6 protein-coding genes and 1 pseudogene are annotated in these 13,336 nt (G+C 70.3%); 4 read left to right on the top strand and 3 right to left on the bottom strand.

The annotated features are described in order from the left end of the window. Positions 1-264 precede the first annotated feature (264 nt). The 3 genes from AB0E85_RS05940 to AB0E85_RS05930 are packed head-to-tail and all read left to right on the top strand — an operon-like array spanning position 265 to position 2,383. Positions 265-687 carry a hypothetical protein gene (locus tag AB0E85_RS05940; protein WP_361922923.1) on the top strand — a complete coding sequence of 141 codons (423 nt, stop codon included), beginning with the start codon at positions 265-267 and terminating at the stop codon, positions 685-687. After that, positions 684-2,072 (top strand): hypothetical protein, encoded by a 1,389-nt coding sequence (locus tag AB0E85_RS05935; protein ID WP_361922920.1) that lies wholly within the window; start codon positions 684-686, stop codon positions 2,070-2,072. The genes AB0E85_RS05940 and AB0E85_RS05935 overlap by 4 nt, the downstream gene beginning before the upstream one ends. Then, positions 2,072-2,383, top strand: a complete 312-nt coding sequence (locus AB0E85_RS05930; protein ID WP_361922917.1) for a hypothetical protein — start codon at positions 2,072-2,074, stop codon at positions 2,381-2,383. Before AB0E85_RS05935 ends, AB0E85_RS05930 begins: the two co-directional genes overlap by 1 nt. Before the next feature lie 107 nt (positions 2,384-2,490). Here the strand turns inward: AB0E85_RS05930 and AB0E85_RS05925 are convergent, their stop codons facing one another. Continuing rightward, positions 2,491-2,694 (bottom strand): hypothetical protein, encoded by a 204-nt coding sequence (locus AB0E85_RS05925; protein ID WP_361922914.1) that lies wholly within the window; start codon positions 2,692-2,694, stop codon positions 2,491-2,493. A 134-nt stretch (positions 2,695-2,828) separates the two neighbouring features. On the opposite strand from AB0E85_RS05925, the pseudogene AB0E85_RS05920 reads away from it, so the two are divergent. Continuing rightward, a pseudogene (locus AB0E85_RS05920) lies at positions 2,829-4,224 on the top strand (DUF6177 family protein). Between the two features lie 190 nt (positions 4,225-4,414). Here AB0E85_RS05920 and AB0E85_RS05915 read toward each other — a convergent pair. Together AB0E85_RS05915 and AB0E85_RS05910 are read right to left on the bottom strand one after the other, a co-directional pair. Beyond that, positions 4,415-6,673 (bottom strand): UvrD-helicase domain-containing protein, encoded by a 2,259-nt coding sequence (locus AB0E85_RS05915; RefSeq protein WP_361922911.1) that lies wholly within the window; start codon positions 6,671-6,673, stop codon positions 4,415-4,417. Then, the gene (locus AB0E85_RS05910) at positions 6,670-13,332 is read right to left on the bottom strand and encodes a DEAD/DEAH box helicase (protein ID WP_361922908.1); all 6,663 of its coding nucleotides are present in this window, start codon (positions 13,330-13,332) and stop codon (positions 6,670-6,672) included. Before AB0E85_RS05910 ends, AB0E85_RS05915 begins: the two co-directional genes overlap by 4 nt. Between the last annotated feature and the right edge of the window lie 4 nt (positions 13,333-13,336).

Here is a 13,336-nt window from a genome sequence, read left to right as displayed (position 1 = left end):
TCAAAAACATCGCGCACCATCGAGTTACCGGATCCCCGCCCCCCGGTGCCGAGCTGGGCGAATACCCCTCACCGGACCGCCTGCACTCCATCGCCCCGCAGGCGGCCCGGGTTGTGCGCGACCGGCCAAGACAAGGTGTGAACCACCCCCAAGCGGCGCGGCAAGGTTCCGGCCCGCCCCCCTCCAGTAGCATGATCGATTGGCCGTTCGAGATGACTGACTTGGAGGGGGAGCAGGTTGTCTTTCGAAGAGGAGTGGGCCCAGTTGAAGGCCGACGCCCTGGCGCGTCAGCAGACCGGTACGCAGATCAATCAGTTGCCGGCAGACAGCGGCGGCGGGGCCGTCGCCCCGGCTGCCGGTTCCCTGGTGGCCAAGGCCCAGTCGATCAACGGCAACGCGAATCTGCTGATCGAGATCGCGGGCTTTCTCCATGAGGGTCGGCCCGATGACGAACTGACCACCATGGCCCGGGCCCCCAGGGCGCCGGCGGACGTGGCCAAGCAGGTGGCACGGTTCGCGGGCTTCGCCGATGACCAGTACCTGGACGCGGTCGCCCTGTTCGCGGCGCTGTCCACTCGCCTCAGGACAACCGGAAGCGACTTCGTGAAGATCGACGACGACACGGCTCAACACTTCCTGGACAACGTCCTGGAGTACGGTCAGTACGTCGCCCCGGAGGCGCGATGAGCAGCGGCATCAGTCACCGCAAGGACGTCGAGTTCCTGGAAGACTGCAACCCGCCCCTAGTCGAGCGGAATGCGGACGAGTTCAAGCGCCTGCACGACATGCTCGTGGCGGTCGACCCTCCCGCCGAACGCGCCGAGAAGCACACGCAGTGGAAAAGCGAGGGCAGTCGGCACTACGAAGCCCGGCTCTCCGAGGGGCGCAAGCTGGTCGCACAACTCGCGGAAGGCTACGACAAGGCGTCCAGCGCTCTGCGCAGCTACGCGTTCGCGCTGGAGGTGGCCAAGACCCACTACTCCAACGGCAAGGCGAACGAGCAGTTGCTCGCGGACCTGATCCACACCAAGGGCACGGCGATCACCCGTGAGGCGCAGGAGGCGGAGCCGATGCGTCAGTGGGAGGACATGCGTGGCACCACCGGGGTCATGGACTTCTTCGCCGAGCTGACCATGGATGTCGACGACATCCGCGAGGACGCGAACCGACTGCACGACGCCGCCGGTGGGGACTTCCACCTCGCGAAGACCACGGAACACGAGGCGCGGGAGATCTGCGTCCACGAACTCAAGCAGGCCTATGACCTGCTACCCGATTTCCGCATGGGCTTCATCGAGCGTGTGGACATCGTCTCGGCGATCCCGGAGCTGCGGCGCGAGGCAGCCGAGGCTCGCGCGAACCCCCTGACGCGGCTGTCCGGCAGCGGCCCCAAGCAGGACTACTCCCCCGTCGCCGGCGACGACATCGTCTCCCCGACCCTGCGGGACATCCGCCTCCAGATCGCCAACCTCCCTGGCGCGCACGACAGTTACTGGAGTCCACCGGCTACCGCACAGGACCGCGCCGACTGGATATCGGCCAACAAGGAGATCATCAAGGCAGCGGCACGGAATTCGGGGCTGCCGCCGGACATGGTCGCCGGTATCGCGTGGCAGGAGGTCGGCGGACAGCCCGGCATCCTGGACGACATGACCGACACCATCCGCGAACAGGCGGACTCTCCCTTGAGCCCGATCGCTCCCGAGAGCCTGCCGTGGCGACTCGGCGGTGACCCGGACAACACGTCCATGGGCCCCATCGCCATCCAGGTGAGACGTGGCGCCGAGGTTCTCGGTTACGACCCCGAGCACCTCACCGACCAGCAGCGCGGCACGGTGGAAACAGCCCTGCAGGACCCCGCGCAGAACATCTTCATCGCTTCGGAGTACCTGGCCCAACTCAAGGCGGAGAGCGAGTTCGCCGACGTGCCGGCCGAGGAGATGACACCGGCCCAGTACCAGGAACTCGCCGCGCGTTACAACGGCGGGCCGTACTGGGAGACGGACGACGCCCAGGGCTACGGGCGTGGGTTCGCGAACAATCTGGACGAGGCAAGGAACGCACTGCGCTGATGACCACCCCTTCCCACGTGGACGACGACCGCGGCTGCCTCCGTGCGGTCCTCGCCGTACCCCTCGCCCTGCTCACCCTCATCGCCGCGTACTTCTGCTGGACGGCACTGACCATCACGCCGTCCGGCACCTGGGACGACGACGCGTACGCCGGAATCGTGCTGTCGTGCGTCGTCACCATTGCTGTCGCCGGCGCTGCGGCAGCGCTGTGGCTGGTGCCGTCGGTGCGGAGGGTCGTGCCGTGGTGGTGGATACTTCCCCCTCTGCTGCTGGGAGTGGTTGCGGGAGCGCGGTGGGCCATGGGCGGCTAGCCCACCACCACCATCGCCCGCCCCGACTGCCTGCCGTCTGGCTCATTGGCTCCTGGGAACAGGACTCCAGCCCCTCATGGGGCCTCCGGCGTGCGCTGCTCCTCCGATCAGCCGTCGACCTGAAGGCGTGTCGGTTCGCCCAGCACCAGGCCGGTGCTCTCGAAGTCTGCTGCTTCTCGTGGCACGGGTTCGTGGACGTCGACGCACAGGTGCTTGAGACACCGGACCCCCAAAGCGTCGGCACGCTCATCATGCGCGCCCGCCCCCCTCTTCACCACCTTGCGCGAGACCGGCACCACCGCTCTGGTCATGACCGGCGATCGCACCGAAGGCCAGCTCTTCCCCGGCCTGTACGCGTCCCAGCAGCCGCCCGGCCGGGGCACGCTCGTCCGCCGCGGACGCCCCCACAGCTCATCCAGACCGCCCTCGCAGTCGAAGAAGGCCCGTGACCAAGGACGTCATCGCCCTCACCCCTCAGATGCCGGACCTGCCCACCCTGCTCGCGGGCCTGTATGCCGGCGGACCCGACCTCGGCGTGAACACCACGGCCGACGGCGCGGTCGTCCAGCTCTGCGGCCCCGACGGCCGCCCTCTCGTCTCGGTGGAGGCGCCCATCCTCGTCCAAGTCCCTGGCGAGACCACGCGTCTGCTGGACCACGTGGTCGCGGACGGGCCGGTGTGGTGGACGGCCCGCGCCTCGACCGCCGTCGCCGAAGCCGGACGGCTCGCGGGCTCTTCACCGGAGAGCCGGCCACCGTGCTTGGGCGGGACGGTGTGGCCGCCGGAGGCCGCGACCACCGACGTCGTTCCCCTCACCACCGACATTTCGGCAATCCCGGCCCCGGCCATCGCCGCTCCCGCCGTGGACGTTCTCACCGACACCACCGCCGTGATCATCCAGGACCGCCCCCTGATCGCCATGACCAGCTGGCTCTCCGATGCCCTGGGCACAGCCGCCACCGCCGAGCGGGCCCTGCAAATCGTCACCCCGCCCACGACACGCCTCACCCTGCCGACCCGCAACGCCCTGCGAGGCCTGCCCAACCGCTGGGTCGTCCAAGATCCCGAGCACGGCTACTACGACGGCCTGTCCGGCGCCGTACTCCACTGGAAGAACGGCACCTTCACTCCCGTACACGACGAGCGGGGCGTCACCAGAGTCGCCGAAGCCTTCGCTCCCGCACCCGACACCGGTGATCGCCAGCTTATCCTCGCCCTGCGCACCCGCCACCCCGCAAACGAGAACCTCGTTCCTGGGCCACGCGCTGTAAACGGCCTTTCGGCACCTGACCGGCGCACCGCCCGCGGGATGGAGCACCGCGGAGCCGATCAACCTCCTCTGGTCCACCCGCCAGTTGACCGACCTCGCCCGCACCCGCGCTCCCCGGCCCACCTGGCTCGTCGCGGTCGGACACCCCGGTCGCCCCGCCCTCGCCACCGTCCGTGTTCTCCGCACACCGGCAGGCGTCGAGGAGGACATCACTCTCGTGCTCGGCTACGGCGGTGACGAGACACCGCCCCTGGACTCCGTCGAGGAACTCGCGACCGCACTCGACGCCGGGCCCGGTCTCGTCACCCTGCATACGTCACTGCGCGCAGGGCGCCGCGACCTCACGGTTCCACCGCTTCTGGAGGCCCCGCCCATCCCGGTCGCGTTCACCCTGGGCAGTGACGAGGCCGCCGCCGGTCAGGCCCGCGCCGGGCACCCACCCGTCGGCACCCTGCCCAAGCGCCTCGGCCCTGAAGCCAGACCCGCCCTTCACTACCCTCTGGGAGACGGAACCGACCCCGGTACCTGGGGCGTGTTCCAGCGGCTCCTCCGCCATCTGCAAGGCGGGTGAAGTACGGATGGGCGGCAGACGAGTCGGGCTGTACGCCGGGGAGAGTCGTCGCGGCGCTATGAACAGCGCAAACAGGCACCGAGGCTGCTTCCGTGGCTACCTTGACGGCTACGTAAGGAAACGCCCCACCCCCGGGGCGTTTCGCCTCGTACTGCGTCCGTAGCTCAGAAGTCCCACAAGATCACTCTCCTCAGTGCGTAGCGGCAGTGGCTGCCATGCCTCCCACCAGCGGGCTGGGTTCGCCGTGCCAGACGATGGTGAGCGCGTCCCTGGCCCGTGTCGCCGCGACGAAGAGCAGTGATCGGGCCCGCTTGCACTCCGCCTGGTAACGGGCCGGGTCGGTGCGGCGCAATGCCTCCACGGAAGCCCTTGGAACAAGACCCCGTTGCACGCCCGCGATGACCATCCTCTGGTACTCAAGCCCCTTGAACCGGTACATCGTGCCGATGTGCACGCCCTCGTCACCCCGGGGGCCGTCGGCCGTGATTTCAGTGGACACGATGCCGTTCTTCGCCAGCCGGGCCGCCACTTGGGTGACCATGTCGTTCGTCGGGACGCATACCGCGATGTCTTCACGACGGATGTCGTGCCAGGCCTTGATCTGCTCGGTGATCGCGTCCAGTTCATCGTCGGAGGAGTCGGTGCGCCGCACCACCGGCTCGCTCCCGTACAGCACCGAGCGGTAGCCGGCCAGGGTCTCCTCGTCGCCGTCCAGATTGTCGTAGCGTTCGTCACCAAGCACACCGAGGGCGGACTTGAGGATTTCGCGGGTAGTCCGATAGCTCAGGGTGAGCTTGGCGGAGCGGCCGCGAATGTGTACGCCCAGGCTGCCCAGGGTGACGCGGTTGTCGTAGATGCGCTGGTGGGTGTCGCCGACCAGGAAGATGTCGTCCGGCCCGGCGGCGACCATGGCCCGCAGCATCTTCCAGTGGGCCGCGGCCAAATCCTGGGCCTCGTCCACGACGATGTGCCGGTACCGGTACCGCTGCCAGGCGCCCGTTGCCGACTCGGCGTGCACGTTGCCGAGACCACCGCGCTCCTCCTTGTCCCGCGCCGCCGCCTCGATCCGTGCCGTGCGTTCTATCTCCAGACGAGCGGCCCGTTCGGCGACCTGACGGTGAGTCTCCAGGTTCTTTTCGTCGAGCCTCTGGGTGAACCTTTCGGTCAGCTGCCAGATGTCGGCCCGGTCCGCGCGGGTGATGCTCCTGCCCCGTCCGGCTCGGCGCGCCTTGAAGTATCCGGCCCGGGAGTTGACCGCCTGGCCGAGGATGACCTGGGTCCACTCGTCCATCAGGAATTCGGCGTCCCACTTGGTCTCGCCGGTTTCGAGCAGTATCTGCCGCCACTCGTTCAGAGCGCGTGTGTCGTCGATACGGCTCTTCACACTGCCTGGGTCCGCCTCCCGAACCACCCGGGTCGCCAGCTGGTCGACGTGCGCGATCTCCACCCGGGCCACGGTCTCGGGGCCACCGAGGGCCAGCAGCCGCGCGCGCAGGTCCGCGGCCAGGTTCTTGTTGAAGGTGGTCAGCAGGATCTGCTTGCTGTTGCCTGGGCCCAGCCGGTCCACGAGGTGCTTCACCCGATGCAGGGCGACAATCGTCTTGCCGGTGCCAGGACCGCCGCCGACCCGGGCCGGGCCGGAGTACCGGCGCGTCACGAGACGCTTCTGGGTGGGGTGGAGGAAGACCTTCCAGCGCCCGAAGTCGCCCTCCTCGATGATGCTTTCGAGGTCCTTGTCGGTCGTGATCACCGTGGTGTCGGTGCGCTCGGCCGCCGCCTGGTAGTCCTCCGGGTCGATGTCGTTGACCTCGACCGGTTTGGTGACCTCTTCGAGGACCTGCTGATACGGGGTGTCGCGCAGCCGCAACAGCACCTCGCCGGTGTGCCGCGGGGCGTACTCGACGAGGCCCAGCAGTTCCTCGTCGGAGGTCAGCCGGGCGACGACCGGGATGAGGGGCTCCGCCACACCGAGCTCCAGGAGCTGCTCCGGCGTGACATCGGCGAACAGCGGACGTTCCTGCACCGGCTGGGGCTCCGCGGGGGCCGGGTGGGACACCGGGGGGCGTCCTTTGCGCAGCACACCGGACTCGACGATTTCCAGATCGACGTAGTCGATGCTGCCGGTGATCTGGTTGATCCCGTACGAGAGACGATCGAGGTTCTCGTACACGTGCCCCCGGTGCTTGACCGCGACCAGCAGCCACTCGGACTCGCTCAGGTGCAGCAGGAGGGCCCGGTAGTCGGCGTTGACGCGAGCGGAGTACAGGCGGTCATGGCCTTCGAGCCGCTTCAGCCGCAAGCCCTGCTGGCGCGGGTTGGTCCGGAAGTCGTGCTGGAACTTGTAGACGGCACCGACGACCGCGCGGTCGAGCTTGACGATCTCCCGGTCGGTCTTCTCCAGCAGGCGCAGCGTTACCTTGGCCGGTGCGGAGGGGGTGGGCGTGGTCATCGTTCGTCTGCTCCCGTACGGTCCGTTCCGGCGATACGTCGTGCGAGGTCGGTGGGGTCCCATTGGACGGCGGTCCGGGCGTCCCAGCCCGCCGCGGCGAAGGCCGCGTCGCGGTCGGCCGCCTCGTAGTCGGGGCCGTCATCCTCCGTCGCGGCCAGGACGACGGCTGTCTTCGCGGGGGGCCAGGCCAGTTCTGCCTGCCACCCGGAGTCGTTCAGCTCGTGGCCTGCCTCGGCCGCTGGTACACCCATCTCGGCGAGTCGGCGGGCGAGGTCGCGCAGCCCCGGTTCCTCTTCGTCGAGAAGAGACAGCACATCGTCCCAGACAGAATCCCTGGCTACCCGGGTCTGCCCGGCTGCCTGTCCACCCACGCCCGCGGCGATCGAGAGCTGCGCGGCGTCGAAGAGCGGCAGCTCACTCGCGGCCAGCTGCCGGGCGTCGCCCTCGCCCTCTGCGAGGAACTGCACGAGGTTGCCCCAGTACAGCCAGGCCTGCCAGCGCTGCTGGTGAGCCGTCGGGTCCTTGGTGACGGCTTCAGGACTGTCGTCCAGGACGGCGAGCGCGGTCCAGGCCGCTGCCACCGGGCCCGGCGTCATGTCGACCGCGAGGACGAGCGGGCATCCGCTCGCGTCGGCCACGCGGACCACCTGGACAGGCCCTTGAACACCCGACGCGTCCTCCCCGCGCAGGTACTGGTCGATCCGGGTGGCCGCATCCTGCACCGTCGTGGCCGTCCGAACCGCTTCGGGCAGCGCGATCAGGCCGGACAGTGCCGCCTGGGTACGCAGTCGCCACCGCTGCGGATCAGGATCGGCGAGGAACTTCAGCAGTGTGACCACCGGGTTCTGCCAGACCGTGTCGCGCAGCTCGCGGGGATCGCCGCCGTACTGCCCCTGGAGAACCTGCCCCGCTATCCGCATGGCGTTGTTCTGGTACGGCTCCCAGGCCGGCCGGTCGGAGGCGGCGCCTTCACCGTCCCAGCGGGCCAGGTCGCTCCAGGTCAGCTGGAACACGACCCAGCCCTCGGCACGGAGGCGAGCCCGGCGGGCCGCGTCCTTGGCGATGCGGTTGTGGTCAGCCGAGGCGTGGTACTGGAAGCCGTCGAGATAAACCGCGACACGCAGGGGTTCGGCATCCAACCTGCGGACCACGAAGTCCGGGCGGGTCCAGCCCAGGTCCTCCTGGGGCTTGATCTGCCAGTGGACGACGGTGCGCCCGTCCGGTGCGGTGAGCCTGAGGTCCGTGGCGATGGTGCCGGAGGGGTCCTGGGCGTGCCGGACGCTCGCCTGGGTGTCCTTGCGGCGGGCCCAGGCCACGAGGCCTTCCAGGAACCGGGCTTCAAGTTCGCTCTCCACCTGGCGCCCCAGGGGGATCTCGTGGGTGGCGGCGACCGGGGCGATCTGCCAGCCCTCGACCGCGTCGCCCAGGACCTCACGCAGCATGCCGAGCGCCGCCGCCCGGCTGACGTGCGCGTACTCCGTGCCCGAGACGTGGCACAGCAGGCAGCGGTGGCAGGCCGCCTTGCCTTCCTCCTTGCAGGGGCAGATGTCGATGCGGTGGCGTGCCGCCACGAGAACGTCCCGGAAGGTGGCCGGGTCGGCCAGGCGGTGCAGATAGCCGGTGCCGCCGGGAAGGGTGTCGTACACCACGAGGAAGCGGCGCCGGATCTCGCCGCCGCCCGACTGGTCGGGCATGGAGGCGACGACGGCCTCCAGGTGGTCGGGGTTGCCGCCGTAGGTCTCCGCGATGCCCGCCCGCAGCAGCGCCTTGAAGGAGGACAGCCGCTCGTCGACATGGGTGGTGGCGGCGGGCAGGAGGATGCGCAGGGCCTCGGTGTGCAGTTCGTGGGCGAGCAGCAGGGAGACGTCGCCGTCCGGGCGGCCCCGGCCCCGGAAGCGTGGGCACCAGGGCCGGTGGTGGGACCGGTCCGGGCGGCGGGCGAGGGACGGGCTCAGAGCGTCCGGAGACTGCTCGGGCGCGGGTCGCCCCTTCGCCGTTGCGCCGCCGCACTGGGTGCACACGTAGAAGGGGTTGAGCCGGACGTCCTCGCCCGCGAAGGAGTCGGTGGCGGGGACGTCGAAGCGGGTCTGTCCGAGGTTGAAGGCACGGACCGCGGCTCGTCGGCTGAAGTCCCACCCGAAGGTGGCTTGTTGGTGCCGCCAAGCGGACTCGATGTCCTCGGTGGGGATGTCCACGGCGGTGACGACGGTGTACGTGAGCCGCTCGCGGTCGTCGGACTCGTCCCTGACCCGGGCGTCGTCGCGCCGGTCCCGGGAGGTGACGCGGGTGGGCTGAAGCACCCGGTGCAGGCAGCCGCGGTCGCCGATGGCGCTGCTGTGACAGCGTGGGCAGGCGGTCGTGTCGTCCTCGGCCCGGTGAGTACGGACGTAGCCGCAGCTGGGGCACACCCGCCACACCGACCACTTGGGGCGTTCGGCACTGCCTATGTCCAGGCCGGAGACTCGGTGCTTGTACCCCTTGAAGTAGAAGAGGTTCCCGGGGGCGTAGTCCGTGAGCGCCAGTCGGGCCGCCCGCTCGTGGCTGACGACCTTGCTGTCGTAGGTGGTGTTTCCGTCCTCGCCCTCCTCGGTCCAGGTGAGGGTCGCCTCCAGTTCCGTGCCGCCGTCCACCAGGCTGTAGTTGGGCAGCAGGCCGAGGTCGACCAGCGTGGAGTGGGCGCTCTCCCTGCCGATCTCGGCGAACCGGCGGGCGACGGCGGCCCGTTCGGCCCGCAGTTCGCGGTCCTGCCGGATGTGTTCGGGGTCTCCGGCGATGAGCTGGGCGCGGGCCTCGTCGATGGCGGTGAGGCGGCCGCGCAGGTCGGTCAGGCGCTCTTCCCATGTGGTGGCGGCCCGTTCGACGGCCTGGCGGAGCTCGTCGGTGGCGAAGGAACGCAGGGCGTGAGCTGTCTCCTCGTCCACGGCGGGGACGTCGTCCTCGTTCACGAAGAGGGCCAGGAAGTCCTCCACGAGGTGAGCACCCTGGGCCAGCGCGGCGTCCGTGAAGTCGTGCAGCCAGCCGGTGTCTCCGAACAGGGCGGAAGCGAGTCGGGGCAGCGGGAGCACCTCGGGCGAGCCGTCCCCGTGGGGGCCGCGCAGCAGGCCGCGGGCCGCGAGGTCGACGAGGCGGGCCACGTACTGGCGGCGCAGGATCTCGGCGGCCGACAAATAGCAGCCCGGCGGGTGGATCTCGCCCGCGATCATCTGCCGCGGTTCCTGCAGGTAGTAGAGGTCGCGCGGGCCGCGGTCGACAAGGGTGAGGAGGTAGGCGTTGCCACTGGAGCGTCCGGCCCGGCCGACCCGCTGCACGTAGTTCGCGGGGCCCTTGGGCAGGGAGGCGAGCACCACTGCCGACAGGGCTCCGATGTCGATGCCGAGTTCGAGCGTGGGAGTGCAGGACAGCACATTGGGGTCGGTGTAGTGGGTGCCGCGCCGGAACTCGGCTTCGACGGTCTCCCGTTCCTTCCGCGTGAGGGCCCCGGTGTGCTCGGCGGTCACCACGGTGTAGGCACCGGTCTCCCGGTACAGGCGCCGGTAGTAGTCCTTGGTGTAGTCACGCAGGCGGGCCACCGACTCGCTGCCGGGCTCGGCGGCGCCTGCCAGCAGTTCTCCGGAGCACTGGTAGCGCGGGCAGGGCTGGCGGTGCCAGGCGTCCAGATGGTCGGGGTGGACTGTCTGCTGCCAGGAGCACACGGGGCAGCGCGCGTAGGCGTCGCCCACGATGTCGTCGGCGAGTTTGCGGACCCGGATGTGACCGGGCTGGAGGCCGTAGACCCGGGTCGCGCCGTCCCTGGCGGTGTGGACGCAGACAATGCCGGCCTCGGCCAGGCGGGGCAGCAGGACACGGACGAACTCGGCGGCCGCGTCGCGGGGCAGGCCCAGGCAGCGCGTGGTCCAGTCCTGGTACCAGTTCTGCGCCGAGCCGAGGGTGTCGAACTGTGTCCTGTCCTTGGCCCGGTCGAGGAGGAAGGCGGGTGCCGAGACACCGGGCGGGAAGGCGGGCATGCCCGACGGCCGTCCGCCCCATACCAGCCAGCGTCGCACTCCGGCCTCGTCGAGCCAGGGATCGAGCCAGCGGTGGCGTACGGCGCCCCGGATGCGCAGCCGCTCCAGGATGCCTCGGACGTAGCCGCGGAAGCGCTCCTCGTCCGGCACGGTGCCGTCCGCCAGGGCCACCAGGGCCGGGGTCCGCTGGAGCAGGTCCCGGACGGTCTCGGTGGCCTGCCCGGGATCGGGCAGGTCGACCTCGGCCGCGGCGGTGCGGGTCAGTTCCAGGGTGCGGCCCTGCCGGGAGCGCAGTCCGAATTCGAGTACGGCGGCGAGGGACAGCCGCTCGCCCACCAGCTCCCAGGTGGCGCGGCTGCCCTTGCTGCGGCCCGACAGGAGCAGGTCCACGCCGTGGATGTCGTGCAGGGCCGGGGGCGCGACGGCGGCGAGGACGTCACGGTCGACGACCTCGGCCAGGCAGTCCGCGACGATGTCGTTGAGCGGCCGCGCGGTGTCCTCGTCCAGTTGGTCGGCCAGCAGGGCGCGCAGGGAGAAGTCGTAGGCGCGGTTGGCGACGAAGCCCGCGCGGTGCGCGGCGTCCTGCACGGAGTCGTTGAACAGCAGCGTGCGCCGCTCCGGGCCGGGCGCCAGCTCGCCACCGGTGAACAGCTGGGTGATGGAGGCGGCGGCCAGGGGGGCGAGTCCCCGGCCGAGGAAGCGGATGGCGTTTCCGGTGGCGCAGTTGGGGCAGCGGTCGTCGGCGGCGGCCTGGTCGTTCATCAGGTCGACACGGACGAACGCGGCGTCCCTGAGCGCCTTGGCCGCGTGGACACCGTACGCGTCGGGCCGTTCGAAATCCTTGCCGGGGTCAATGGGCCGGATGCGGCCCTGTTCTCCGTCGAGAACGAAGACGGAGCCGCGCCGCCCCGTGTCCTCGGCGGGGTCGAAGGCGGACCGGTGGGCCTCGGCGACCGTGGCGGCGATCAGGGTGCGCACCAGCCGTTTGTCCCTGCTGAGGGACGCCTGGCGGATCTTCGCCGGGCTCATCTCCAGTTCGGCACGGTCGTGCTCGCGGGAGAGGGCGGCCCAGCCCGACCGCCCGCATTGCCGGCAGTGGACGGCGGGCAGGAAGACGTTCGCCGGCGGTACGGCGGAGTCGAGGGCCACCGCTGCCTCGGGCCCGTCGGCCACCGGGCCGTCGCCCGCGCGGGCGGCCGCGGCTTGTTCCTCCCGGGGCCGGTCCTCGTCCCAGCGGAACTCCGGCCTCGGTCCGATGCCGCGCAGCACGCGCGAGACCGACCGCACCCAGTGGTGGATTTCCACCGTCAGCAGCGGCCGTGGCCGTTCCTCCGTACTGTCGGGGCCCTGCGCGACGGAGAGCAGGGCGATGAACCGGGACAGGGCCTGCGCGGCCTCCTCGGGCTGCTGCTGGACGGCCATGCCCCAGTGGTAGGCATAACGCGGCAGCGCGTCCATGATCTCGGTGCGGGTCTTGGGCCGCCCGTCGAGGATCTCGAGGACGGCCGAGGTGAGTCGGTGGGTGCGCAGGATCTCCCCGAGTTCGACGGGGGTCGGCGGGCGGTCGCGGTGCTCGTCGGGCCGCCGGGTGAAGGCGTCCACGAGGCGGTCCATGGCGTCGGGATCGCGCAGAGGGTCGCCGAGGGTGATGACGTCCTGCGGGGCCGGGAAGGGCAGCGTGAAGTCCGACTTCCCGGCGAACTGCTGGACGGTCATCCGGTCCTCGCCGATCACCGAGTCCGGGCCGAACGGCGTGCCGAAGACCTGGGCCGCCACATCGAGGATGGTGCCGCCGCCCTCCGCCGACGGGAGGTGCAGGGCCCCTGTGGTGGCGGGAGCGCTTTCGCCGAGCGTCGCGGAGGTGGCGATGGGGCACACGTCGCCGAGCGGACGGCCGGGCCGTGCCTTGCCCGTCGCGGCACCGAGCCGTCGCATCAGCATGGCGACGTCCGTGCCCTGGGCGCCGTCGTAGGTGTGGAACTCGTCGACCACGACATAGGCGAGGGCTTCGTCCTGCCAGAGCGGGATGTCCTCGGCGCGCTGGAGCAGGAGGTCCAGCATCTTGTAGTTGGTGATGATGATGTCGGGGCGCCCGCCGCGGATGCGTGCCCGGTCCGTCTGCACGTGTGTGTAGCCGATGGCGGGCTCGTCGCCGATGTAGAGGGCGGCCGACACCTGGGCCAGGCGCGGGTCCTTGAGCTGCTCGTTGAGCCGTTGCGCCTGGTCGGTGGCGAGCGCGTTCATCGGGTACAGCAGGATCGCCTTGACGCCGTCCTGACCGGCCGCCCGCGCGCGGCGGCAGTGGTCGAGCACGGGCACCAGGAAGGACTCGGTCTTGCCCGATCCGGTGCCGGTGGTGATCAGGGTCGGCCGGGCGGGCCCGCGCAGCGTGGACAGCCGCTGCCAGGCCCTGGCCTGGTGCCGGTAGGGGTCGAAGCCTTCGGGCACCCATTCCAGAGCCGACTTCCAGGCGTTGCCGGCCGGTTTGAAGGGCGTACGGATCCGCAGGTACGGGCCGCGGAAGATGCCGTCCCGCTCGTGCCGCAGGAAGTCCTCCAGCGCACGCCGTTCACCTTCGTCCGCGAGGGCGAACGTGGTGGTCAGGTACTGCGTGAGGCTGTCCCCGACCTGTTCGGCGGCGAGAGTGGGGCGCACCCGG

This window comes from Streptomyces sp. NPDC029044, assembly GCF_040637495.1.
In the GTDB taxonomy this organism is placed as follows: Bacteria; Actinomycetota; Actinomycetes; order Streptomycetales; family Streptomycetaceae; genus Streptomyces.
Note: the sequence above shows the minus strand (reverse complement) of the source record. Positions and strands in the feature narration are given on the sequence as shown.

What these genes read in the sequence shown, in the direction of transcription:
- AB0E85_RS05930 (WP_361922917.1), top strand. Translation starts at nt 2,072, where the DNA reads ATGACCACCCCTTCCCACGTGGACGACGACCGCGGCTGCCTCCGTGCG.
- AB0E85_RS05925 (WP_361922914.1), bottom strand. Translation starts at nt 2,694, where the DNA reads ATGACCAGAGCGGTGGTGCCGGTCTCGCGCAAGGTGGTGAAGAGGGGG.
- AB0E85_RS05935 (WP_361922920.1), top strand. Translation starts at nt 684, where the DNA reads ATGAGCAGCGGCATCAGTCACCGCAAGGACGTCGAGTTCCTGGAAGAC.
- AB0E85_RS05915 (WP_361922911.1), bottom strand. Translation starts at nt 6,673, where the DNA reads ATGACCACGCCCACCCCCTCCGCACCGGCCAAGGTAACGCTGCGCCTG.